This window comes from Paenibacillus larvae subsp. larvae (assembly GCF_002003265.1).
Classification (GTDB): domain Bacteria; phylum Bacillota; class Bacilli; order Paenibacillales; family NBRC-103111; genus Paenibacillus_H; species Paenibacillus_H larvae.
Genome location: NZ_CP019687.1, coordinates 3477501 through 3498812, shown reverse-complemented (window position 1 = coordinate 3498812; position 21312 = coordinate 3477501). Strand labels below are relative to the sequence as shown.

Sequence of the window (21312 nt, the reverse complement as noted above, 5' to 3'; positions counted from 1 at the left end):
CACTCCAAGATTTTCATTCTGGTTAGAGCAACCATTAACAGTGAACGTTTACTTCTTTGTCTTATTTCGGGACGCGAATATGACGCTTTTCCAATTCATACATGACGTCATCCAAAGGAAGCTTTAACTCCCTGAACAGAACAAGCAGGTGAAATATAAGATCAGCGGTTTCATATCGGAGTTCGTCTTTGTCCTGATTCTTAGCCGCAATAATCACCTCAGCCGTTTCTTCTCCGACCTTTTTAAGTATCTTGTCTAATCCCTTTTCAAACAAATAGGTCGTATATGCGCCTTCAGGGCGTTCTGCCTCCCTGAAAGCAATAACGGACTCCAAATCAGAAAGGATGGTAAACCTGGCGTCCCCTTCCCGGCCAAAAGATGTAAGCAGACCGTTTTCTTTGGCAGCTGAAGAGGGACAACCACTCACCAAATGGGAAGAAGCCTGCTGACCATGCGTTCCTGCAGATTGAAAACAGCTGTAACGGCCGGTATGACAGGCGGATCCCGCCGGAACAACCTTTACCAGCAAGGTGTCCTGGTCACAGTCATACGCAATATCTGTAACTTTCTGGATATTCCCGGATGTTGCCCCTTTGTGCCACAATTTTTTTTTGGAACGGCTCCAGAACCAGGTCTCTCCCGATTCAATCGTTTTATGCAGGGATCCCTCATTCATGTACCCCAGCATCAACACTTCCTTACTGGCAGCATCCTGTATAATCGCAGGAACAAGCCCCTGTTCATTAAATCGTATAAGTTCGGTCCACTGCTGCTTATTCGCTTCTGTCATCGGATCACAACCCCTTTTTCCCGTAATGCTTGTTTCACATCCGGAATCGATAACTCTTTATAATGAAAAATAGTGGCGGCAAGTCCGGCATCCGCCAGGCCTTCCGCAAACACTTCCGCGAAATGCTCAGCCTTACCTGCTCCACCAGATGCTATAACCGGAATGGAAACCGCTTCTGAAACCGCTCTGGTCAGGGAAATATCAAAGCCGTCTTTGGTCCCGTCCGCATCCATGCTGGTAAGTAAAATTTCACCCGCTCCGAGCCTTTCTGCCTGCTGTACCCATTCCAGTGCTTTAATGCCGGATGACTGGCGCCCGCCATGGGTGTAAACCTCCCATTCCTTCCAAGCCGGATTGAACTTGGCATCCACTGCGACTACAATACACTGGGCCCCGAACTTGCGGGAACCGTCGGCAATAAGCTGAGGATTGCGTACTGCCGCCGTATTTATACCGATTTTATCCGCTCCGGCTCTCAGTAATTTTCTCATATCCTCAACCTGGGAAATGCCTCCGCCCACGGTAAAGGGGATGGTAACCTCTCCCGCCGTCCGCTTCACTACCTCAATCATGGTAGCCCGCCCCTATACAGAAGCGGATATGTCCAGAAAGACCAGTTCATCGGCTCCTTCACGGTCATAGAGAGCAGCCAGTTCAACCGGATCACCCGCATCCCTCAAATTCACGAAGTTGACCCCTTTGACGACACGCCCGTCTTTCACATCCAGGCAAGGAATAATACGCTTGGCTAACATGTTCTTCTCTCCTCTGTCCAATTCCCGAAGTGGTTGAAAAAGGCTAAAAGGGAAACTTGCTGTACAGGTCTCTAAGGTTCTTTTTATTATCCGGTCTGATTAAGTGCCCGCTTCAGATCTATGGCTCCGGTATACAAGGCTTTTCCAACAATAGCCCCACTCACACCCGCAGGTGATTCAGCAGCAAGCTGCTCCAAGTCCTCCGTTTTGCTAACTCCTCCGGATGCAATGACCTTAGCGCCCGAGTTCCTGGCCAACTTCACGATCGCATCCACATTCGGCCCTTCCATCATACCGTCCCGGGAAATGTCAGTGAAGATAAAGGTAGCAGCCCCCTGCCGGGCCAGTTCTGAAGCAAGGTCCTCCACCTTTACGGAGGATGTCTCCAGCCACCCTCTTGTAGCCACGTAGCCTTCCCTTGCATCAAGACCGATCACAATCCGCTCCCGGTACCGTTCAAGCATCTGTTTCACAAATTCCCGGTCCTCAATGGCTGCCGTTCCTATAATCACCCGCTTCACACCCAAGGAAAGAAGCCGGTTTACATCCTCTTCCGTTCGGAGACCTCCTCCAACCTGAACAGGGATACTGACTGAAGAGGCAATTTCACCAATTATCACATCGTTGACGGGGTGACCGGCTTTGGCTCCATCCAAATCCACCAGATGAATCCACCTAGCTCCCTGCACTTCCCAACTGCGGGCTGCATCCACCGGGCTATCGTGATAAACGGTCTCCTTATCATAGTCTCCTTGAACCAGTCTGACACATTTCCCTCCCCTGATATCAATTGCCGGATAAATTGTAAAGGTTGCTGCCATTATCAATCCCCTGCCCTTCCCTGAATCCAATAATCGCTCATAATTCCTTAAAACCCGTTTGTTCCAGTTCCTTATTAATTCTATATTCCATAAACTTTCAGCCCTTTCAACAATTAAGGGTAGAAATTTTATTTATTGCACAAGCCTAAAAAGTTTTTCAGCAGCTGCATACCGACAGCACCGCTTTTTTCAGGATGAAATTGCATGCCGTATAGCCCCTTCCTTCCTACAATAGCTGCCACTTCATGTCCATAATCACTGGAGGCAAGCAAATCCCGGGAATCTTCTACGATAACGTGATAAGAGTGTACGAAATAAACAAACCCTTCTTTCATCCCTTCAAAAAGAGGATCTTTCTGCCTAAAAGAAAGCCGGTTCCATCCCATATGAGGGACTTTAAGCGGTCCTTGAAAACGGGCCGCCTGTCCCCGAAGGAAACCAAGGCCTTGGTGGCGTCCATGCTCTTCACTGCTTTCAAACAAAAGCTGCATGCCAAGGCAGATTCCCAGCAGGGGAAGATCAGATGCTGCAGCCCGGGCTAACGCCGAATCCATCCCTTTCATTTTTAGCTGCTCCATAGCATCCCCAAAAGCGCCTACCCCCGGCAAGATTATGCCTTGCGTTTCCTGCAGCCTGTCCGGGCCTTCAACTACCTCAGCCTGATATCCCAATCGTTCGACCGCCTTCGCTACGCTGTGCAGATTGCCCATCCCATAGTCCACAATTGCAATCATGGCCTAAAGAACTCCTTTCGTCGAAGGAACACCCTTCACCCGGGGATCGATTTGTGTTGCTTCATCCAGTACCCGGCCCAACGCTTTAAAAATAGCTTCTACCATGTGATGGGTATTTCTGCCGTAATGCAGGATTACATGTAGGGTAATGCGGGCTTCCAAAGCGAATTTCCATAGAAATTCATGTACCAGTTCGGTAGTAAAGCTGCCGACCTGGGCCGCAGGGAACTCTGCCCGGAATTCCAAGTGGGGCCTGTTGCTGATATCTACCGCTACTTGTGCAAGGGCTTCGTCCATCGGGATAAAGATATTCGCATACCGTTTGATTCCTTTCTTGTCTCCAAGCGCCTCGCGAAAAGCCTGGCCCAAGCAGATTCCGATATCTTCCACCGTATGATGGTCGTCAATATCCACGTCTCCCCTGGCCTTGACTTCCAGGTCAAACTGGCCGTGTTTAGTAAATAAGTCCAGCATATGGTTAAAGAAAGGCACATCCGTCTGCAAATCCGCCTTTCCCATACCTTCTATGGAAAAAGATAGGGATATATCCGTTTCATTCGTCGTTCGGGTAAGACTGGATGCACGTGTCTGGTTCTCTGTCATTTATAATCGCCTTCCTTCTCTAATCGGACTTCTATAGCTCTAGCATGGCCTTCCAAGCCTTCATTGCGGGCAAGTGTCGTAATATGATGCCCGTTCTCAAGGAGTGCTTCTTTACTGTAATAAAGCAGACTGGATTTTTTGACAAAATCATCCACGCTTAGCGGCGAGGAAAACCGGGCGGTTCCGTTCGTGGGAAGCACATGATTAGGCCCGGCGAAGTAATCGCCCACCGGTTCGGAACTGTAGGCTCCGAGAAAAATTGCCCCGGCGTTTTCAATGCGTGGGAGACAGGCGAAGGGATCCTCTACCAGCAGCTCCGCATGTTCGGGTGCAATCTCGTTCAGTACCCGGATGCCCTCCTCGAGATCCCCGACGAGGAGTACGGCTCCTTTAGCCGAAGTCGAAGCCTGGGCAATGGCTTTGCGCGGCAGCCGCTCCAGTTGCCGCTGTACTTCCTCGCGGACCGCCTCCGCGAGGGCTCTGCTCGGCGTGATGAGAATCGCCGGGGAGAGCGCGTCATGCTCCGCCTGCGCCAGCAGATCGGCGGAGCAATAGACCGGGTCGGCCGTTTCGTCGGCCAGGACCACAACATCTGTCGGTCCAGCCAACATATCTATGTCAACCGTGCCAAACACGTAGCGTTTGGCAAGGGCGACATAGATGTTGCCGGGACCGACGATTTTGTCTACGGCACGGATGGTTTCCGTGCCGTAAGCGAGGGCGGCGACAGCTTGAGCCCCGCCCGTGCGGTACACTTCCCGCACCCCGGCCTCCGCCGCAGCTACAAGGATGTGCGGGTTGATCGTACCTGACCCCGCCGTCCCCAGCGGGGTGACCATTGCAACTTCCGGCACACCTGCCACCTGAGCCGGAATAGCGTTCATCAATACGGAAGAGGGATAAGCGGCGGTTCCTCCCGGCACGTAAAGGCCAACCCTTCGAAGAGGACGGATAACCTGGCCCATGATACTTCCGCTCGGCTGTAAATCCATCCATGTGGATCGTTTTTGTTTCTCGTGAAACGTCCGGATATTAGCTGCAGCTTGCCGGATAGCTGACAAAGAGGATTCGTCCACCTGTTTATAGGCAGCTTCTATCTCTTCCGGGCTGACCCGAAGGTCGTGAACTTCCACCTTGTCAAACTCAAGGGCAAATTTCCTTAACGCTTCGTCTCCATGATTCCTTACCTCCCGGATAATACGCTGGACAGCAAGGTTTTGTTCTTCCGTTCCGTAGTCCACTTCTCTTTGCAAAGTAAATTCACTTGCCTGAAGAATTCTCATATCCTTCTCCCCTTCCGAACGGCTAACATTGGTTCTCTTTTGGTATAACTTGCTCCAGGGCCCGACAAATTTCTTCAATCCTCTTATTTTTCAACCGATAACTGACGCGGTTGGCAATAAAACGGCTTGTTATGGGGAACATTTCCTCATGTTCAACTAATCCGTTCTCCAGTATTGTCCGGCCTGTTTCCACCATATCGACAATCCGGTCAGCCAGGCCGATCAGAGGAGCCAGTTCAATCGATCCGTTCAGCTTGATCACTTCCACCTGCTGGCCCTGTTCCCGGAAAAATTGTGAGGCGATATTCGGATACTTGGTGGCTACTCGTGGATTCATAACTGGAGTCCAATCCGGAAGAGCAATTACCGACATTCGGCATCGTGCAATTCCCAGATCAAGCAATTCATATACATCCCGGTTCTCCTCCAGCAGCACGTCTTTGCCCACAATACCAACATCTGCGGTCCCGTATTCGACATATGTAGGAACATCGACAGGTTTTGCCATGATGAAGGACATGCCTGCCTGGGGAATATCCAGAATCAGCTTGCGGGATTCATCTTCATCAGGTACAGGAAGACCTGCCTCATTGAATAGCCTGGCGGCCTGTCTATATATCCGTCCTTTAGGCATTGCCACTTTGATCCATTCACACACGTTCTTCCCTCCCTGTTTCCTTGTCTCCAATCCATGTTAATATTTCATTGTATCCGGTTCTTTGATAAGAAGGTCCGTTTATCTTTAACCCCGATTTTTCCAGTTCACTTTCTTCGTCGATTATCAGTCTGGTTTCTACAATTATATGTTCTTCCATTCTCCGTTTTTGCACATATTGAAGTGCCTTCTTCCGGTTTTCCCGGGTATACAAAACTAACACACGTTTCGGCTGTGAAGGCTCCTCTACAAAATCAAGAATACGACTTGTCTTCAAAGAAAATCCGGTGGAAGGAGCCTGGCGGCCGAATTGCCCCATCAGATGATCATAACGCCCTCCGCTGCACACAGGAAAACCTAAATCAGCGGCATATCCCTCGAACGTCATTCCTGTATAATAGGAGAAATCCATAACCATCGTTAAGTCAATCACCACATGAGGAGTCACTTCATAAGCTTCAAGTACATCCCAGATCTCTTCCAGTTCATCAACAGCTTCCCTCGCAGCAGAACTCCCGGCCGTCTTCCGGGCTTTTTGCAGAATCTCCCTGTCTCCTCTTAGGGTAAGAACTGCTTCCAGTCTGGTGATAGTTTCCTCACTTAATCCGAAGCTGTGGATTTGTTCCCGGTATCTGACATAATTGCGGTCCAATAGACATTGTTTCAGTTCTTCCTGCCCTGCCTTTTGGTCTCCAAGCGTTTCCTCGAAAAGACAGTTCAAGTACCCTACATGGCCAAGCGCTATAGTGAACGAGGAAATTCCGACAGATTCCAGGGATGAAGCCGCCAAGCTAATAATCTCCGCATCCGCATCGGGAGAAGCATCTCCGACCAGTTCTACGCCTGTCTGAAAAAACTCGGCGTCCCTGGCCCCTTTTTCTTCATAGGCTCTAAAAATGGGCGTATGATAAGATAGCCGCAAAGGAAGGGGCTCATCCTTCAGCAAAGAGGATACTACCCTGGCAATAGGTGCCGTCATGTCCGAACGAAGGACCACTGTTGTTCCGTTGCGATCCAGCAATTTAAACAGCTTCCGGTCCTCCGTTGCGCTTGCAGCCCCAACAGTATCATAAAATTCAAGCGTTGGAGTGAGGATTTGGTTGTACCCCCATCGAGACATGCATGCGGTCACCTGCTGCTCCAGATGCCGTAGTTTCGCCGCCGCATCTGGCAGATAATCCTTAACCCCAATGAGTTTTTCAAACATTTTAGGTTTTGCCATATCGTCACCCCACCGTTTGCTCGTTTTCGCTTTAGTCCACTACCATACTACCAAAGTAAAGATATTCGTAGTGTAACATGATCAGTTAGGTGCGTCAACGAAATTCATTAACTCCTTTCATCCCCATTAAACCAAGTTACGGCTACGAAAACCGAATAAACTAACAGTAAGGGGTTTTGGGTAAGCGAATCCTCCAATGATCCCTTTCATACAGCATACAGACTGCACCAGTACCGTCCCTTCTTTTCTTCCAATATACGTAAAACCCGGTGCCAGAATTGGTACCGGGTTCTTTCCATAATAAAAAATATTCATTTTTTAAGTACAGTCCCGGGATTGAGCCCCTCTCGATCCTCTTCTGAACAAGTAATGATAAGGGGATTTCCTCTAGCATAGGCATGAGCCGGAACATCTTTATGGACTACGGCTCCGGCCGCAATGACCGCATGATCTCCAATTGTTACACCCGGAAGGATCAGACAGCCCGCTCCGATCATGACGTGTGATCCGATCCTAACATCCCCGAACCTGTACTCCTTGATCAAATATTCATGGGCTAAAATTGTCGTATTATACCCAATAATCGTATTGCTCCCTACATGAACCTTTTCCGGAAAAAAAACATCTACCATGACCATGAGCCCGAAAGCTGTCTCTTTTCCCACTTCCATACCAAGTAACCTTCGGTAGATCCAGTTCTTAAGAGGGAGGCTTGGACAATACCGGGCCGCTTGAATACAGATAAAATTCTTCATGGCTTTCCAGCGGCTGACGGTCCGGTAAATTTGCCATAGGGAATTAGGTCCTTCTACAGGAAACCTATCAGTCTTCCTCACCCTGATCCTCCTTTATTCCAACCAGTCCATAAAGATCACGCATATCCTGGATGAGATGATCCGGGTGATATTGCCTCAAATATGCTTCCCCCTTCAATGACCATCCCACTGCAACAGAAGCTACACCGGCATTGCGGGCTGCTTCAATATCATAATGACTGTCCCCCACCATTATCGTTTCTTCAGGTACAGATCCAAACCTGCTTATCGCCAGATGAATTCCTTCCGGATCCGGTTTAGGGTTTCTCACATCATCAATGGTAACTATCACATCCAGATACGGTGATAGCCCGGACAGTTCGAGGCCAAGTTCTGTTGTTCTGCGTATCTTGCTAGTTACCACACCCAGTTTAACCCCTCTGCTATGAATACGTGCCAGAACTTCTTTTACATGAGGAAACGCCCTGACATAACGGTCATGCTGGTCATAATTGAACGTACGGTACAAAGTAATCAAGTCAGTTACCTCATCCCGGCCGCTAAAAAATTGGAGCTGCTCCGTAAGGGGGCGGCCCATCTGGAGAATGATCGCTTCCCTGTCCAATGGAGTTGGTGTCTGTCCTTGAAGTGCGTGGATAAAAGACTGGATAATCAGTTCATTCGTATCCAGAATCGTTCCATCCAGGTCAAATAGCAGCGTATTGATCATTGAGGCGGCTCCTTTTGTTCCGTACTTGCAGGGGGGACTTCCGCAGCAGCCGGATTCTCTTGCAGACTCTTGGCATTTTTAATCTCCACCGGGCCCAGGACGGTTCCATCCGTAAGCACTATGGGGTCTAAATAACGGACTTTGGCCGTTCCCCGTACTCTTCTTACAATGATGAAGATGGCGGCGGCAATTATAATCAAAACTCCTACCAGCTGAGAAATTCGGATATTGTCCCCGTATGTCATGGCACCGGGCTCAAATCGAAGCGTCATAGGTGACCACAAAGCATCCATCAATTGGGCCAGCCACGCAGGTCCGGAGAAAGACAAACTATCCGTGCGAAGCCCTTCTACAAAAAAACGTCCGATTGAGTACCAGATAAAATAACTCATGAACAGTTCTCCCGCCCGCAGGAAAGGCCGTCTTCTAAGCCACAGCAGAATCAGGATACCCATAACATTCCATAAAGATTCATATAAAAAAGTTGGGTGATAGTAAACGCCGTTAATATTCATTTGGTTCACGATAAAATCCGGCAGGTGCAGAGTGTTCCGCAAAAATGATTCGGTAACCGGACCCCCGTGCGCCTCCTGATTCACAAAGTTACCCCATCTGCCGATAATCTGACCCGCTAATAAACTGGGGGCACAGATATCTGCAATCCGCCAAAAAGAGTACTTTTTCTTCCTCACATAGATTAGCGCTCCGATAATCGCTCCAATTAGCGCTCCATAGATGGCAATACCGCCATTCCAAATTGCAAAAATCTGGCCTAAATTATCTTTATAATCTTCCCACTTCATTGCCACAAAATAAATTCGGGCTCCGATAAGGGCAGTTGGTACTCCAATTAGAAGCAGATCCATGAAAAAGTCCGGAGGGATACGGAATTTTTTTCCTTCCCTTATAGCAAGCAATAATCCTATCAGCGCACCAGTACCTAGAATAATGCCATACCATCGAACTGTTAAAGGACCCAACGTAATAGCTATCGGGTCAATCATATAAATAAACCCCTCCTTGTCTTATATATCCCCGTGACTTAATCGTCCAAATCTTCGGCAATGGTCTCAGTTAGCCGGTTTGTAAATTGAAGAGCCGCATTATAGCCCATCCGTTTCAACCTGTAGTTCATTGCAGCCACCTCAATAATAACCGCAAGGTTTCGGCCGGGACGGACAGGAATTGTTACCAATGGCAGGTCGGTGTCTATGATCCGGGTGGTTTCCTCATCCAGACCAAGACGGTCATACTGTTTGTCCTGCTGCCAGGTTTCGAGCTTGACCACTACCGAAATCTTCTTTTCATTGCGGACAGCACCGGCACCGAACAAAGTCATAACATTAATGATGCCCACTCCGCGGATTTCCAGGAGGTGCCGGATCAATTCAGGTGCATTCCCGGACAAGACATAATCTGCGGTCTGACGGATTTCCACGGCATCGTCGGCCACAAGACGGTGTCCCCTTTTAACAAGTTCCAGGGCTGTCTCGCTTTTTCCAATTCCGCTTCCTCCCGTAATCAGCATACCTACTCCATAAACATCCACTAAAACCCCATGAATGGTTGTGGAAGGCGCCAGTTTGTTCTCCAGATAGTTGGTCAGGCGGCTGGCAAGAATGGTTGTGGCTACTTTGCTCCGCAGTACCGGAAGATGATGCTTCGCCGCTTCCTCTATAATTTCATCGGGTATATCCAGTCCTCTTGTTATAATAATGCATGGAGTTTCGGGAGAGGTACACAGCTGCCTGGCTCTCCTTTGACGGATTGGTCCTGTGAGGGTTTCATAAAAGGACATTTCCGTCTTTCCCAATAACTGGACCCTTTCTTGTGGATGATAATTGAAATATCCGGCCATCTCCAGACCCGGACGATACAAATCAGCAACGGTGATGGTACGTTTCAACCCTTCTTCTCCGCTGATGACTTCTAATTTGAATGTCCGTACCAAATCAGCCACTTTCACTTTTTTCGCCATATGCTGTTATCCCCTTTACTTTGCCAATACTCCCATCGTAATGGAATTAGGCTTTGAAATCAATAAACCGTTGATTCATATACACAAAAAGCCAGTCACAAGGACTGGCTTTGAATGACGAAGGGATTACTTCAACAGAATGGACTCTGTTGTCTCTTTATCAAAGAAATGAACTTTGTTCATGTCTAAAGCAAGTTTAACGGTAGAGCCTTCCTTCAAACCGGAACGGCCATCTACACGGGCAATTACAGAACTTGTTCCAATGCCGTTAATGTACAGGTTCATCTCATGGCCCAGGTTCTCTGCCACTTCTATGTTGGCACTCACGATGGAATTGGGGGAAGCTTCAAGGAATACAGGCTCTTCGTGAAGATCCTCCGGACGAATACCCAGAACGACTTCTTTATTTGTATACCCTTTTTCACGAAGCAATTTGGCCTTGCCTTCAGGAATTACAATGTTGACTCCCGGAGCTTTGAACAGGAGTTCGTCATTTTCTTCGGAGATAGCCCCGTCTACAAAGTTCATAGATGGAGAACCAATAAATCCGGCTACAAACATGTTCACCGGGAAGTTATAAATTTCTTTCGGAGAAGCCGCTTGCTGAATAACACCTTTATCCATAACAACAATACGGTCACCCATAGTCATGGCCTCAGTCTGGTCATGCGTAACGTAAATACAGGTGGTTTCCAGACGTTTTACAAGTTTACTGATAACTGCACGCATCTGTACCCGCAATTTAGCGTCCAAATTGGATAATGGTTCGTCCATCAGGAACACTTGAGGTTCACGGACAATCGCCCGGCCCAAGGCAACACGCTGACGCTGACCTCCGGAGAGCGCTTTAGGCTTACGGTCAAGCAGATGCTCAATTTCCAGAAGTTTAGCCGCTTCGCGGACTCGGGTATCAATATCAGCTTTCTTGAATTTACGAAGTTTCAAACCAAATGCCATGTTTTGGTACACGTTCATGTGAGGATATAGCGCGTAGGATTGGAAAACCATTGCGATGTCACGGTCTTTGGGAGCCACATCATTGACCAGGCGGTCTCCGATATAAAGCTCACCTTCGGTAATTTCCTCCAGACCTGCAACCATGCGAAGTGTAGTGGATTTCCCGCAGCCGGAAGCCCCAACTAGGACCAGAAACTCTTTGTCTTTTATTTCAAGATGGAAATCTTTAACCGTAGCTTCATCGTTACCGGGATATTTTTTAACAATGTGATTTAAACGAACGCCTGCCATGTTTCTCATTCCCCCATCATGGTTTGGATTCAAAATCTGATTATTTCCATCTTACAGGACTTCTCCACTTGTGACTATGCACAATCCCTACAAAAAAATTACTTTCTGTTTGTTACTTTGTACAATAACAGAGCTATCTTAACAAGAACCGCGTGGTGAAAATTCCTAACGTCAAGGCTTGTTTCCTGTTTGAACTTGTCCAGCCTGTAAAGAAGGGTATTTCGGTGGATATACAGCTTCTTCGCCGTTTCACTCACATTGCAGTCCAGCCCGAAAAACTGTTCCAATGTAGTTTGTGTTTCTGTATCCAATACGTGGTCAATGCCTCCCAGCACCTGTTCCAAAAAAAACGCCTTCTCTTCCGCGGGAATTTTATGCAGCAAACCTTCAAGCCTTAATTTCCACGGCATATGAATATAACTGGAAACGTGATTAGTCCTGCCCACCATAATGGTCTCCCTCAAACTAAGCATGGTTTTAAGTAGAGACTTTACCGGCTTGATCGGATAATGGATAGCAAGATGGCTTTCTCCTACCCATTCATTTGCCAGCATTTCATGGAGTCCCAGTACAAGGGCATCCAAGGTTTGCTCTATGTTCTCCTCTTCCCCTTCTTCTCTCTCTGCGGCATTAGTCAACAGGGATTCGGGGGCCAGAATAAACCACTCTTTATCTAAAAGGGGGATCAGACAAATGTCCGCATCAAAAAAGGACTCCAGCAGTTTTTTTAAATCTTCGTACGTAACCTTATAGGATGAAGAATAGTCCCCATACAATAACAAAGGGATTTTGGAGGAATAAAATGAAACCTGGGATGCCAAGGCATCGGGAAGATCTGTATCCGTTACACCCTGTTCCGCCTTCTTAAGCATCCATTCGGAAATTTCCTCCGCTTTGCGTTGTTCCTTTGAGACGGCCGGTTTCTGCTTTTTATCCTGCAAATCCAAAGTTTCAACCAGCATTTCAATAAGTCTTCTTTCAGAAGGGCTTACCTGCTTTTTGTTCATTCGCAAACAAAGGACCTGGTCTTTGGATTGGTTCAATTCCACCAGAAGACAGTCCCCGCTTTCCAAACTTCTTCTCCGCATTTTTTCCCCTACATGCTCCCCTGAAAAGCCTATCCAATCCTTTTTAGGCGTTCAAACTATTTGAACCTCTGATCCTAAAACCGCTTCCAATTGTTCCTTGATCCCTTCTGCGTCCATTTCTGATCTCCCTGCCATGAAATTTGTAAACTTCTCTTTTTCTTTATATTAGCATAGGAGGACGGAGCGCATCAGCACTGTTTATTGAAAAGCAAGCAAGAGCACTATGGAAACCAAAGAAAATACGGCACTAACCAAATATAGAAATGAAACGCTTTGGGTTTGCGTTAATCCCCACGCCATCAGACAGTGGTGGGTATGCAATTTATCCGCTTTATGCAGCCCTTTCTTTTGGATAAACCTGCGGGCAAAAACAATGACGGTATCCAATATGGGAACACCCAATGCTAGAACAGGAACGAAAATAGAAATGACCGTTGCACTCTTAAATGCCCCGTCAATTGAGATAACGGCCAGTGTATAACCAAGATAGATGGCTCCTGCATCCCCCATAAAAATGCGGGCAGGGTGAAAGTTAAAAAAGAGAAAAGCCAAGCAGGCTCCGGCAAGGGAACCCGCTAAAACGGCAGGCTCTGTCTGCTGCATTAGAAAAGCCGTTATTAGTAAAGTAAGCGAGGAAATGGTCACAATCGCTGAAGCGAGTCCGTCCAAACCGTCTATAAAGTTAACCATATTGGTGATGCCAAATACCCAGGCCATTGTAGATAACCAGGAAATCCAGGCTGGAAAAAGGACCATGCCCGTCCCCATTTCAAGCTTGGACACCCCTATAATTTCAATACCAAAAAAACGGGGATGGCCGAGACAATAAGATATATGATAAGCCGCGGCCAAACAGGAAAGTCTTTTCCTTTTGTTTTGAACCAGTCGTCAAAAAGTCCCATAAGCATTAAGACGGTTCCTCCTGTTCCTACTGTAAGAACAAGAGCTGAGCCCCGAGTAAAAAGAATCATGGCTGTTAAACTTGCTATGTAAAGAGCAATTCCGCCCAAAACAAAACCGATCCGGAAAGCAATGGCTCTTAGACCAGGAACAAGAATCAAGACAAAGAGGAAACTGACAAGGACAGGCAGCAAATAAAACAAGAGCGATTTTCTCCTTTCTTCCGGTTATAAATCACCTGCTGAATTTCAATATTAGGTTTCCCTTTCCGTACATCCGCTCATTCCCCGGAAAAGGATGCCAAATTTTATTGTGTTTTCTTTCCAGACGGTTTCATGATTATCCCTACCTTATTTTGGAAACAAATAATATAGAGGAAGGAGGAAATGAGATGGTTTGGGTCGGATGGCCGTTAGCACGAATTGTGATTTTATTTGTCGCATTTGCATATATTTTCATTGGCATACAAGTAACCATGAGTCACTATAGACAGAATTTCCACCAAAAGATCATGCTCGTACCCGTTCTGTCCTCCCCCTTTTATGTGCTATTTGCTGCAGCTTATGCCTTATTTAATCTGCAATGGTACGGATGGATTTTTGCCTTTCTGATGTGGATTGCCGCTATTTCAGGGTTAATCGGTTTTTACTATCATTTTAAAGGTGTCGGAGTTCGTGTCGGCGGATATGCCGGCCGCAATTTCCTGATAGGTCCTCCTGTCATAATGCCGCTTATGTATTCAGCCATGGGGGTATTGGGGCTGCTTGCATATTACTGGAGGTGAATCAGATGGCAGAATCAAGCCATTACCCTAATTATGATGTCATGAGGGAACAGAATGCCTGGGACGAACATACCCGGAAAATTGTATCGGACCGGCTTTTTCATACTCACGGATACCATTTTTTATCCGAAACGGAAGCTGAACAGTTAAGGGCATGGTGTTCATTACTTATGGATGACCCCCGTACAGATGTGATCCAGTATGTTCTCAGTCATATCGATAGTACACTTGCCCAGAATAAAGGAGAGGGCCAAAGGCCAGCCGGCACGCTGGAGCAGCGGGACCTGATCCGCAAAGGTCTGATTTCTGTTGAGGTAGCCTGTCAAAGCTTATATGGACAGTCCTTTTACCAGCTTTCTCAGGACAAGCAGCGATCTTTCATGGAACAAGTAGTTGAGCAAAGGATCCCTCTATCCGGTGAGCTGGCCGGGATAAATCAGAAAGCTTTTTTTCAAAAGTTACTTTTACTGACTATAGAATCTTATTACTCTCATCCGAAAATCTGGTCCGAAATCGGATACGGGGGACCCGCTTATCCACGGGGATATGTACGGGCAGACCGGGAGCATCTGGATCCATGGGAGGCACAGACGGATGATTAAACGTAGATTTGAAAATGAAACTGTGGATGTAGTCATCGTCGGTGCAGGGGCTGCCGGAGGCGTTTTGGCTAAAGAACTCAGTGAGGCCGGAATGAGTGTAGTTGTCCTTGACGCAGGCCCAATCCGGGATCCCCAGCACGATTTTGCCAGTGATGAACTGTCCATGAAACAGTTGGGTTGGCAGGATACCCGGATCGTGGACGGCCGGCATCCACTTGAAATGGGTCATAATAATTCCGGGTTTGGAGTGGGCGGGGGAACCCTTCATTTCACAGGTGTTTTTCTGCGTTTTCACGAATCAGATTTTAAAACCAAGTCTATTGATGGGGTTGGTCAGGACTGGCCCATTCATTATAAAGATTTAGAACCTTATTATACAAAAATTGAAAAGGAGATTGCTGTCTCCGGCCCCCGTTATTTCCCATGGGGGAATTTTAACGGACCTTATCCGTACCCCGAAAGAGATCCGTTAAGCCCTAATGCTTACCTGTTCCAAAAAGGATGCGAACAATTAGGGATACCATCGGTAACTGCCCCTCTAGCGATATTATCAGCTCCATTCGAAGGACGTCCCCCTTGCATTAATAGAGGATTTTGCAATCAGGGATGTATGCCTAATTCAAAATTCAGCACACTGATCGTGCACATTCCCAAAGCACTAAAGGCTGGCGCAGAGGTACTTTCAGAATGTATGGCGACTCAAATCATTCTTGGACCTGACGGAAGGGCCTCAGGCGTTCTCTTTCATCATAAAGGAAAGGAGTACAGGCAAAAAGCAAACCTGGTTATTCTTTGTGCATATGTTGTTGAAACGCCGAGACTTCTTTTGAACTCTTTCACCCCTTCTCATCCGGACGGGTTGGCCAATAGCAGCGGCTGGGTAGGAAGAGGGATTATGACTCACAGCAGCTATGATGTTTATGCCAAATTTGAGGACGAAGTCCGTGTTTATAAAGGAACACCCGTCTTAGCCACTACTCAGCATTTTTATGAATCCGATAAAGAAAGAGGCTTTATGCGAGGGTATACTCTCCATGCTCACGGTGCCCGTCCCCTTTCTTTCGCTAAAGGAATCGTAAAATCTGGTACACCGGTTCCTTTATGGGGACCCAAACTTAGAGAAAGTATGCTGGATTACAACTACTACGGGCGTTCCACAATGGTCGGCGAAGTCCTTCCGCATGAAAATAACCGCATTGCTTTGGCCAGGGACAAAGATCAGTACGGGATGCCGAGGGCTAAAGTAACTTTCAGCTATGGGGGAATGATCTTAGACTGATTGAGCATGCTGTTACCCAAATGAAAAATATCTGGGAAGCAGTCGGAGGGAAAACTGAATTTGTCGTCCCTGACAGCGCCCATTTGATGGGAGGATGCAGAATGGGGGCTAATTCTTCGGATTCCGTTGTGAATTCATTTGGTCAAACACATGATATTCCCAACCTGTACATTTGCGATGCCAGTATATTTGTTACCTCAGGAGGAGGAAATCCAACCAATACGGTCATGGCCTTAGCTTCCAGAACAGCAGAGCATTTGATTGACAAAGCCGTAAGGCACGAGCTCTAACCTGTTCCTTCCCCTAAAACTGGCTCCTTGGACCCAGGTATTCTACAATGGAACAGTAGGTTAAATTTAAAGAAGGGGAGAAATACAATGGCAATTGTAGAATTTACAATCGTTCCGATTGGAACCGGGTCTACCAGTTTGAGCTGCTACGTAGCAGATTTGTACAAGGTTCTTGAACAGAAAACAGATATCAAGTTCCAAATGAATTCGATGAGTACTACCATTGAGGGACCTCTGCACCGTCTCTTAGAGATAGTCGAGGAATTGCACGAGATTCCTTTCCAGGCAGGGGCAAAGCGGGTGTCTACTTCCATTAAGATTGACGATCGCCGGGATAAGGAAGGTTCTTCAGAACAAAAACTACAGTCTGTTAAAAATCAATTGGCTAAATCCTCAATATTATAAAAACTGCTCATAAAGAGCAGTTTTTATATTTATCCAGATATCATTTTATTATTAAAACAATGTTAGATTCGGGTCTCTATTGCTTAATGAAAAGTGAGCCATGAAGGACTCGAACCTTCGACACCCTGATTAAAAGTCAGGTGCTCTACCAACTGAGCTAATGGCTCTTATAAAAAATGGTGGAGGCTGATGGATTCGAACCACCGAACTCGTAAGAGAACAGATTTACAGTCTGCTGCGTTTGGCCACTTCGCTAAGCCTCCACAATGCAATGGTGGCTCGGGACGGAATCGAACCGCCGACACGAGGATTTTCAGTCCTCTGCTCTACCGACTGAGCTACCGAGCCATATTATTAAGTTGTTCGGGTCTATCTCTTAGAAATAAATGGCGGAGCTGACGGGATTCGAACCCGCGGTCTCCTGCGTGACAGGCAGGCATGTTAGGCCTCTACACCACAGCTCCTGATAAAAGTTCATGTGGTGCCGGCGAGAGGACTTGAACCCCCAACCTACTGATTACAAGTCAGTTGCTCTACCAATTGAGCTACACCGGCAAATGGTGGACGCTGACGGGATCGAACCACCGACCCTCTGCTTGTAAGGCAGATGCTCTCCCAGCTGAGCTAAGCGTCCTTATATCTTGAATAAATTATGGTAGCGGCGGAGGGGCTTGAACCCCCGACCTCACGGGTATGAACCGTACGCTCTAGCCAGCTGAGCTACGCCGCCTTAAGACGAACTGGCGGAGAGAGAGGGATTCGAACCCTCGCACCGCTTACGCAGTCTAACCCCTTAGCAGAGGGTCCCCTTATAGCCACTTGGGTATCTCTCCGTATAACCAGTGATACATAATAGGAACAGGTTTTTTTGCACCCTGAAAACTAGCAGCGAAGCAAAGTGTACTTAGAACAGTTGTTTCTTTAGGATAAGCCCTCGACCGATTAGTATTGGTCAGCTCCACGCATTACTGCGCTTCCACCCCCAACCTATCTACCTCGTCGTCTTCAAGGGGTCTTACTACTTGGGAAATCTCATCTTGAGGCGGGCTTCACGCTTAGATGCTTTCAGCGCTTATCCCTTCCGTACATAGCTACCCAGCTGTGCTCCTGGCGGAACAACTGGTACACCAGCGGTACGTCCATCCCGATCCTCTCGTACTAAGGACAGCTCCTCTCAAATTTCCTGCGCCCACGACAGATAGGGACCGAACTGTCTCACGACGTTCTGAACCCAGCTCGCGTACCGCTTTAATGGGCGAACAGCCCAACCCTTGGGACCTACTTCAGCCCCAGGATGCGATGAGCCGACATCGAGGTGCCAAACCTCCCCGTCGATGTGGACTCTTGGGGGAGATAAGCCTGTTATCCCCAGGGTAGCTTTTATCCGTTGAGCGATGGCCCTTCCATGCGGTACCACCGGATCACTAAGCCCGACTTTCGTCCCTGCTCGACTTGTAGGTCTCGCAGTCAAGCTCCCTTCTGCCTTTGCACTCTTCGAATGATTTCCAACCATTCTGAGGGAACCTTGGGACGCCTCCGTTACTCTTTAGGAGGCGACCGCCCCAGTCAAACTGCCCACCTGACACTGTCCCCGAACCGGTTCACGGTCCCGGGTTAGAACTCCGATACGATCAGAGTGGTATCCCAACGCTGCCTCCACCGAAGCTGGCGCTCCGGCTTCTTAGGCTCCCACCTATCCTGTACAGATCGTACCAAAGTCCAATATCAAGCTGCAGTAAAGCTCCATGGGGTCTTTCCGTCTTGTCGCGGGTAACCTGCATCTTCACAGGTATTAAAATTTCACCGGATCTCTCGTTGAGACAGCGCCCAAGTCGTTACGCCATTCGTGCGGGTCAGAATTTACCTGACAAGGAATTTCGCTACCTTAGGACCGTTATAGTTACGGCCGCCGTTTACTGGGGCTTCGGTTCATAGCTTCGGGCCTTAAGCCCTAACCACTCCCCTTAACCTTCCAGCACCGGGCAGGCGTCAGCCCATATACTTCGCCTTGCGGCTTCGCATAGACCTGTGTTTTTGCTAAACAGTCGCTTGGGCCTATTCACTGCGGCCCCCTCGAGCTATTCACTCTACCGGGGCACCCCTTCTCCCTAAGTTACGGGGTCATTTTGCCGAGTTCCTTAACGAGAGTTCTTCCGCGCGCCTTAGAATTCTCTTCTCGCCTACCTGTGTCGGTTTGCGGTACGGGCACCTGCACCTGGCTAGAGGCTTTTCTTGACAGTGTGAGATCAAGACCTTCGCTACTGCTATTTTCACTCCCCGTCACAGCCCGACTTTCATCGTGTGCGGATTTGCCTGCACACCAGCCTCACTGCTTGGACAAGCACTTCCATCAGCTTGCGTCCCTACCCTACTGTGTCACCCCATCGCTCATAGCGGTGTTTGGTGGTACAGGAATTTCTGCCTGTTGTCCTTCGACTACGCCTTTCGGCCTCGCCTTAGGTCCCGACTTACCCTGAGCGGACGAACCTTCCTCAGGAACCCTTAGGCTTTCGGCGGATCAGATTCTCACTGATCTTTTCGTTACTCATACCGGCATTCTCACTTCCAAGCGCTCCAGCTGTCCTCACGGTCAACCTTCTATGCTGCTTGGAACGCTCCCCTACTGCCCTTAATTAGGACCCATAGCTTCGGTGGTGTATTTAGCCCCGTTACATTTTCGGCGCAGAGTCACTCGACCAGTGAGCTATTACGCACTCTTTAAATGGTGGCTGCTTCTAAGCCAACATCCTGGTTGTCTGTGCAACTCCACATCCTTTCCCACTTAACACACACTTGGGGACCTTAGCTGATGATCTGGGCTGTTTCCCTCTTGACAATGGATCTTAGCACTCACTGTCTGACTCCCGGGCACCGAGTGGATGGCATTCAGAGTTTGACTAGACTTGGTAACCCTTGGCGGGCCCCGCACCCAATCAGTGCTTTACCTCCATCACTCTAACCCGAGGCTAGCCCTAAAGCTATTTCGAGGAGAACCAGCTATCTCCGAGTTCGATTGGAATTTCTCCGCTACCCCCACCTCATCCCCGAATTTTTCAACATTCGTGGGTTCGGGCCTCCAGTGAGTGTTACCTCACCTTCACCCTGGACAGGGGTAGATCACACGGTTTCGGGTCTACGCCTGCATACTTCCAAGCAATACAAAGTATTGCTACTTCGTAAGCTTATGCTTTGCCCTGTTCAGACTCGCTTTCGCTGCGGCTCCGGCTCTTCACCTTAACCTTGCATGCAAGCGTAACTCGCCGGTTCATTCTACAAAAGGCACGCCATCACCCTGATTTCCCGAAGAAAATCATAGGGCTCTGACTTCTTGTAAGCACACGGTTTCAGGTTCTCTTTCACTCCCCTCCCGGGGTGCTTTTCACCTTTCCCTCACGGTACTGCTTCACTATCGGTCGCTAGGGAGTATTTAGCCTTGGCAGATGGTCCTGCCGGATTCCGACGGGGTTTCCCGTGTCCCGCCGTACTCGGGATCCACCTTGGAGAGAGCAGACTTTCAGCTACAGGGCTGTTACCTTCTGTGGCAGGCCTTTCCAGACCTCTTCGCCTAATCTGCTCCTTTGTAACTCCGTATAAGGTGTCCCACAACCCCAGTGAGCAAGCTCTCTGGTTTGGGCTCCTCCGCTTTCGCTCGCCGCTACTGACGGAATCACGATTGTTTTCTTCTCCTCAGGGTACTTAGATGTTTCAGTTCCCCTGGTCTGCCTCTTCACTTCCTATGGATTCAGAAGTGAGTGACTGCGCATAACCGCAGCCGGGTTCCCCCATTCGGACATCCCCGGATCAAAGTCTGCTTACGACTCCCCGGGGCATATCGTTGTTCGCCACGTCCTTCTTCGGCTCCTAGCGCCTAGGCATCCTCCGTGTGCTCTTACCAGCTTAACCTATGCTTTGTATTTCTTTGAAGGGCTTTCGCTGCACCTGAATGTTTTCAATCACACGTAAGGTGAACATTCATCTGCAAAGTCGCTCACTTCAAACGAAACACTTCGCTTTATACTAAGGATGTTCTAAGTTCTCGCTTTGTTTCGCTATCTAGTTTTCAAGGTACAAGGTTTCGCCACGTCGGCGGCAAAAGCTATCTTACCACAAGCGCTCCGTTCTTTTCAAGCCTCTATTTGTTGGAAAGGTTGGCTTTGCTGAAGCGTTTCTGGTGGAGCCAAGCGGGATCGAACCGCTGACCTCCTGCTTGCAAGGCAGGCGCTCTCCCAGCTGAGCTATGGCCCCATATTTTTATGACCCTAATCTTTAGGATATTTAATGGTGGGCCCTAGTGGACTCGAACCACCGACCTCACCCTTATCAGGGGTGCGCTCTAACCAACTGAGCTAAGGGCCCTCGAAAAATTACTTCAATGGAATAAACATTTAAC

18 protein-coding genes, 10 tRNA genes, 1 rRNA gene and 2 pseudogenes are annotated in these 21312 nt (G+C 48.2%); 4 read left to right on the top strand and 27 right to left on the bottom strand.

Translation table 11 applies throughout. From position 1 onward, the window contains the following. Positions 1-61: 61 nt before the first annotated feature. The 16 genes and pseudogenes from hisIE to BXP28_RS25270 all read right to left on the bottom strand — a co-directional run bounded on the left by hisIE (position 62) and on the right by BXP28_RS25270 (position 13765). Complete coding sequence (gene hisIE, locus BXP28_RS18150; protein ID WP_023485020.1) at positions 62-790, bottom strand: bifunctional phosphoribosyl-AMP cyclohydrolase/phosphoribosyl-ATP diphosphatase HisIE; 729 nt, start codon at positions 788-790, stop codon at positions 62-64. After that, positions 787-1545, bottom strand: a pseudogene (gene hisF, locus BXP28_RS18145) (imidazole glycerol phosphate synthase subunit HisF). The gene hisIE and the pseudogene hisF overlap by 4 nt, the downstream one beginning before the upstream one ends. An 86-nt stretch (positions 1546-1631) precedes the next feature. Continuing rightward, positions 1632-2366, bottom strand: coding sequence for a 1-(5-phosphoribosyl)-5-[(5-phosphoribosylamino)methylideneamino]imidazole-4-carboxamide isomerase (hisA, locus tag BXP28_RS18140; RefSeq protein ID WP_023485017.1), 735 nt, complete (start codon positions 2364-2366; stop codon positions 1632-1634). 128 nt (positions 2367-2494) lie between these two features. After that, on the bottom strand, positions 2495-3100 hold the full coding sequence (hisH, locus tag BXP28_RS18135) for an imidazole glycerol phosphate synthase subunit HisH (RefSeq protein ID WP_023485016.1): 606 nt from the start codon (positions 3098-3100) through the stop codon (positions 2495-2497). 3 nt (positions 3101-3103) lie between these two features. Further along, entirely contained in the window at positions 3104-3703 is a 600-nt protein-coding gene (hisB, locus tag BXP28_RS18130; protein ID WP_023485015.1) for an imidazoleglycerol-phosphate dehydratase HisB, read from the bottom strand. Beyond that, positions 3700-4986 (bottom strand): histidinol dehydrogenase, encoded by a 1287-nt coding sequence (gene hisD, locus BXP28_RS18125; RefSeq protein ID WP_077585157.1) that lies wholly within the window; start codon positions 4984-4986, stop codon positions 3700-3702. The genes hisB and hisD overlap by 4 nt, the downstream gene beginning before the upstream one ends. Before the next feature lie 22 nt (positions 4987-5008). Further along, positions 5009-5644 (bottom strand): ATP phosphoribosyltransferase, encoded by a 636-nt coding sequence (gene hisG, locus BXP28_RS18120; protein ID WP_024092990.1) that lies wholly within the window; start codon positions 5642-5644, stop codon positions 5009-5011. Beyond that, a complete protein-coding gene (locus BXP28_RS18115) occupies positions 5637-6863 on the bottom strand; it encodes an ATP phosphoribosyltransferase regulatory subunit (RefSeq protein ID WP_023485012.1) in 1227 nt (408 codons plus the stop codon). The genes hisG and BXP28_RS18115 overlap by 8 nt, the downstream gene beginning before the upstream one ends. A 311-nt stretch (positions 6864-7174) precedes the next feature. After that, entirely contained in the window at positions 7175-7699 is a 525-nt protein-coding gene (locus BXP28_RS18105; RefSeq protein WP_046655101.1) for an acyltransferase, read from the bottom strand. Next, the gene (ppaX, locus tag BXP28_RS18100) at positions 7686-8348 is read right to left on the bottom strand and encodes a pyrophosphatase PpaX (RefSeq protein ID WP_023485010.1); all 663 of its coding nucleotides are present in this window, start codon (positions 8346-8348) and stop codon (positions 7686-7688) included. The genes BXP28_RS18105 and ppaX overlap by 14 nt, the downstream gene beginning before the upstream one ends. Continuing rightward, positions 8345-9352: a prolipoprotein diacylglyceryl transferase gene (gene lgt, locus BXP28_RS18095; protein WP_023485009.1), complete on the bottom strand. Its 1008-nt coding sequence runs from the start codon at positions 9350-9352 to the stop codon at positions 8345-8347. The genes ppaX and lgt overlap by 4 nt, the downstream gene beginning before the upstream one ends. A 38-nt stretch (positions 9353-9390) precedes the next feature. Continuing rightward, on the bottom strand, positions 9391-10326 hold the full coding sequence (hprK, locus tag BXP28_RS18090; protein WP_023485008.1) for an HPr(Ser) kinase/phosphatase: 936 nt from the start codon (positions 10324-10326) through the stop codon (positions 9391-9393). Positions 10327-10452: 126 nt separating this feature from the next. Continuing rightward, positions 10453-11574, bottom strand: a complete 1122-nt coding sequence (locus BXP28_RS18085) for an ABC transporter ATP-binding protein (protein WP_023485007.1) — start codon at positions 11572-11574, stop codon at positions 10453-10455. A 98-nt stretch (positions 11575-11672) separates the two neighbouring features. Then, a complete protein-coding gene (locus tag BXP28_RS18080) occupies positions 11673-12662 on the bottom strand; it encodes a PucR family transcriptional regulator (RefSeq protein ID WP_257125649.1) in 990 nt (329 codons plus the stop codon). 198 nt (positions 12663-12860) lie between these two features. Continuing rightward, positions 12861-13514 carry an MraY family glycosyltransferase gene (locus BXP28_RS18075; protein WP_311845329.1) on the bottom strand — a complete coding sequence of 218 codons (654 nt, stop codon included), beginning with the start codon at positions 13512-13514 and terminating at the stop codon, positions 12861-12863. Next, complete coding sequence (locus tag BXP28_RS25270; RefSeq protein ID WP_023485004.1) at positions 13448-13765, bottom strand: hypothetical protein; 318 nt, start codon at positions 13763-13765, stop codon at positions 13448-13450. The genes BXP28_RS18075 and BXP28_RS25270 overlap by 67 nt, the downstream gene beginning before the upstream one ends. Positions 13766-13953: 188 nt before the next feature. On the opposite strand from BXP28_RS25270, the gene BXP28_RS18070 reads away from it, so the two are divergent. The 4 genes and pseudogenes from BXP28_RS18070 (at position 13954) to BXP28_RS18055 (ending at position 16922) form a co-directional block, all read left to right on the top strand. After that, positions 13954-14346, top strand: a complete 393-nt coding sequence (locus tag BXP28_RS18070; RefSeq protein WP_036655789.1) for a hypothetical protein — start codon at positions 13954-13956, stop codon at positions 14344-14346. A gap of 5 nt (positions 14347-14351) precedes the next feature. Beyond that, positions 14352-14948: a gluconate 2-dehydrogenase subunit 3 family protein gene (locus tag BXP28_RS18065; RefSeq protein ID WP_036655788.1), complete on the top strand. Its 597-nt coding sequence runs from the start codon at positions 14352-14354 to the stop codon at positions 14946-14948. After that, a pseudogene (locus BXP28_RS18060) lies at positions 14941-16517 on the top strand (GMC family oxidoreductase). Before BXP28_RS18065 ends, BXP28_RS18060 begins: the two are co-directional and overlap by 8 nt. 87 nt (positions 16518-16604) lie before the next feature. Continuing rightward, positions 16605-16922, top strand: a complete 318-nt coding sequence (locus BXP28_RS18055; RefSeq protein ID WP_023485000.1) for an MTH1187 family thiamine-binding protein — start codon at positions 16605-16607, stop codon at positions 16920-16922. Positions 16923-17016: 94 nt separating this feature from the next. Here BXP28_RS18055 and BXP28_RS18050 read toward each other — a convergent pair. The 11 genes from BXP28_RS18050 to BXP28_RS18000 form a co-directional block, all read right to left on the bottom strand. Continuing rightward, a tRNA-Lys gene (locus BXP28_RS18050) sits at positions 17017-17089 on the bottom strand. A gap of 10 nt (positions 17090-17099) precedes the next feature. Further along, positions 17100-17185: transfer RNA gene (locus tag BXP28_RS18045), tRNA-Tyr, on the bottom strand. A gap of 9 nt (positions 17186-17194) precedes the next feature. Continuing rightward, positions 17195-17270 (bottom strand) — tRNA-Phe (locus tag BXP28_RS18040). A gap of 39 nt (positions 17271-17309) precedes the next feature. Continuing rightward, positions 17310-17386, bottom strand: a tRNA-Asp gene (locus tag BXP28_RS18035). 15 nt (positions 17387-17401) lie between these two features. Continuing rightward, positions 17402-17477, bottom strand: a tRNA-Thr gene (locus BXP28_RS18030). A 3-nt stretch (positions 17478-17480) separates the two neighbouring features. Continuing rightward, positions 17481-17556: transfer RNA gene (locus tag BXP28_RS18025), tRNA-Val, on the bottom strand. Positions 17557-17575: 19 nt separating this feature from the next. Next, positions 17576-17652, bottom strand: a tRNA-Met gene (locus BXP28_RS18020). Positions 17653-17663: 11 nt separating this feature from the next. Then, positions 17664-17755: transfer RNA gene (locus BXP28_RS18015), tRNA-Ser, on the bottom strand. An 89-nt stretch (positions 17756-17844) separates the two neighbouring features. Then, positions 17845-20825 (bottom strand): 23S ribosomal RNA (locus BXP28_RS18010). Positions 20826-21091: 266 nt separating this feature from the next. Continuing rightward, positions 21092-21167, bottom strand: a tRNA-Ala gene (locus BXP28_RS18005). Positions 21168-21201: 34 nt separating this feature from the next. Further along, positions 21202-21278: transfer RNA gene (locus BXP28_RS18000), tRNA-Ile, on the bottom strand. Positions 21279-21312: the final 34 nt, after the last annotated feature.

Excerpts from the sequence above, each read along its gene's own strand:
- hisIE (WP_023485020.1), bottom strand. The coding sequence starts at position 790 with ATGACAGAAGCGAATAAGCAGCAGTGGACCGAACTTATACGATTTAAT.
- hisA (WP_023485017.1), bottom strand. The coding sequence starts at position 2,366 with ATGGCAGCAACCTTTACAATTTATCCGGCAATTGATATCAGGGGAGGG.
- hisH (WP_023485016.1), bottom strand. The coding sequence starts at position 3,100 with ATGATTGCAATTGTGGACTATGGGATGGGCAATCTGCACAGCGTAGCG.
- hisB (WP_023485015.1), bottom strand. The coding sequence starts at position 3,703 with ATGACAGAGAACCAGACACGTGCATCCAGTCTTACCCGAACGACGAAT.
- hisD (WP_077585157.1), bottom strand. The coding sequence starts at position 4,986 with ATGAGAATTCTTCAGGCAAGTGAATTTACTTTGCAAAGAGAAGTGGAC.
- BXP28_RS18115 (WP_023485012.1), bottom strand. The coding sequence starts at position 6,863 with ATGGCAAAACCTAAAATGTTTGAAAAACTCATTGGGGTTAAGGATTAT.
- ppaX (WP_023485010.1), bottom strand. The coding sequence starts at position 8,348 with ATGATCAATACGCTGCTATTTGACCTGGATGGAACGATTCTGGATACG.
- lgt (WP_023485009.1), bottom strand. The coding sequence starts at position 9,352 with ATGATTGACCCGATAGCTATTACGTTGGGTCCTTTAACAGTTCGATGG.
- hprK (WP_023485008.1), bottom strand. The coding sequence starts at position 10,326 with ATGGCGAAAAAAGTGAAAGTGGCTGATTTGGTACGGACATTCAAATTA.
- BXP28_RS18085 (WP_023485007.1), bottom strand. The coding sequence starts at position 11,574 with ATGGCAGGCGTTCGTTTAAATCACATTGTTAAAAAATATCCCGGTAAC.
- BXP28_RS18080 (WP_257125649.1), bottom strand. The coding sequence starts at position 12,662 with ATGCGGAGAAGAAGTTTGGAAAGCGGGGACTGTCTTCTGGTGGAATTG.
- BXP28_RS18070 (WP_036655789.1), top strand. The coding sequence starts at position 13,954 with ATGGTTTGGGTCGGATGGCCGTTAGCACGAATTGTGATTTTATTTGTC.
- BXP28_RS18065 (WP_036655788.1), top strand. The coding sequence starts at position 14,352 with ATGGCAGAATCAAGCCATTACCCTAATTATGATGTCATGAGGGAACAG.
- BXP28_RS18055 (WP_023485000.1), top strand. The coding sequence starts at position 16,605 with ATGGCAATTGTAGAATTTACAATCGTTCCGATTGGAACCGGGTCTACC.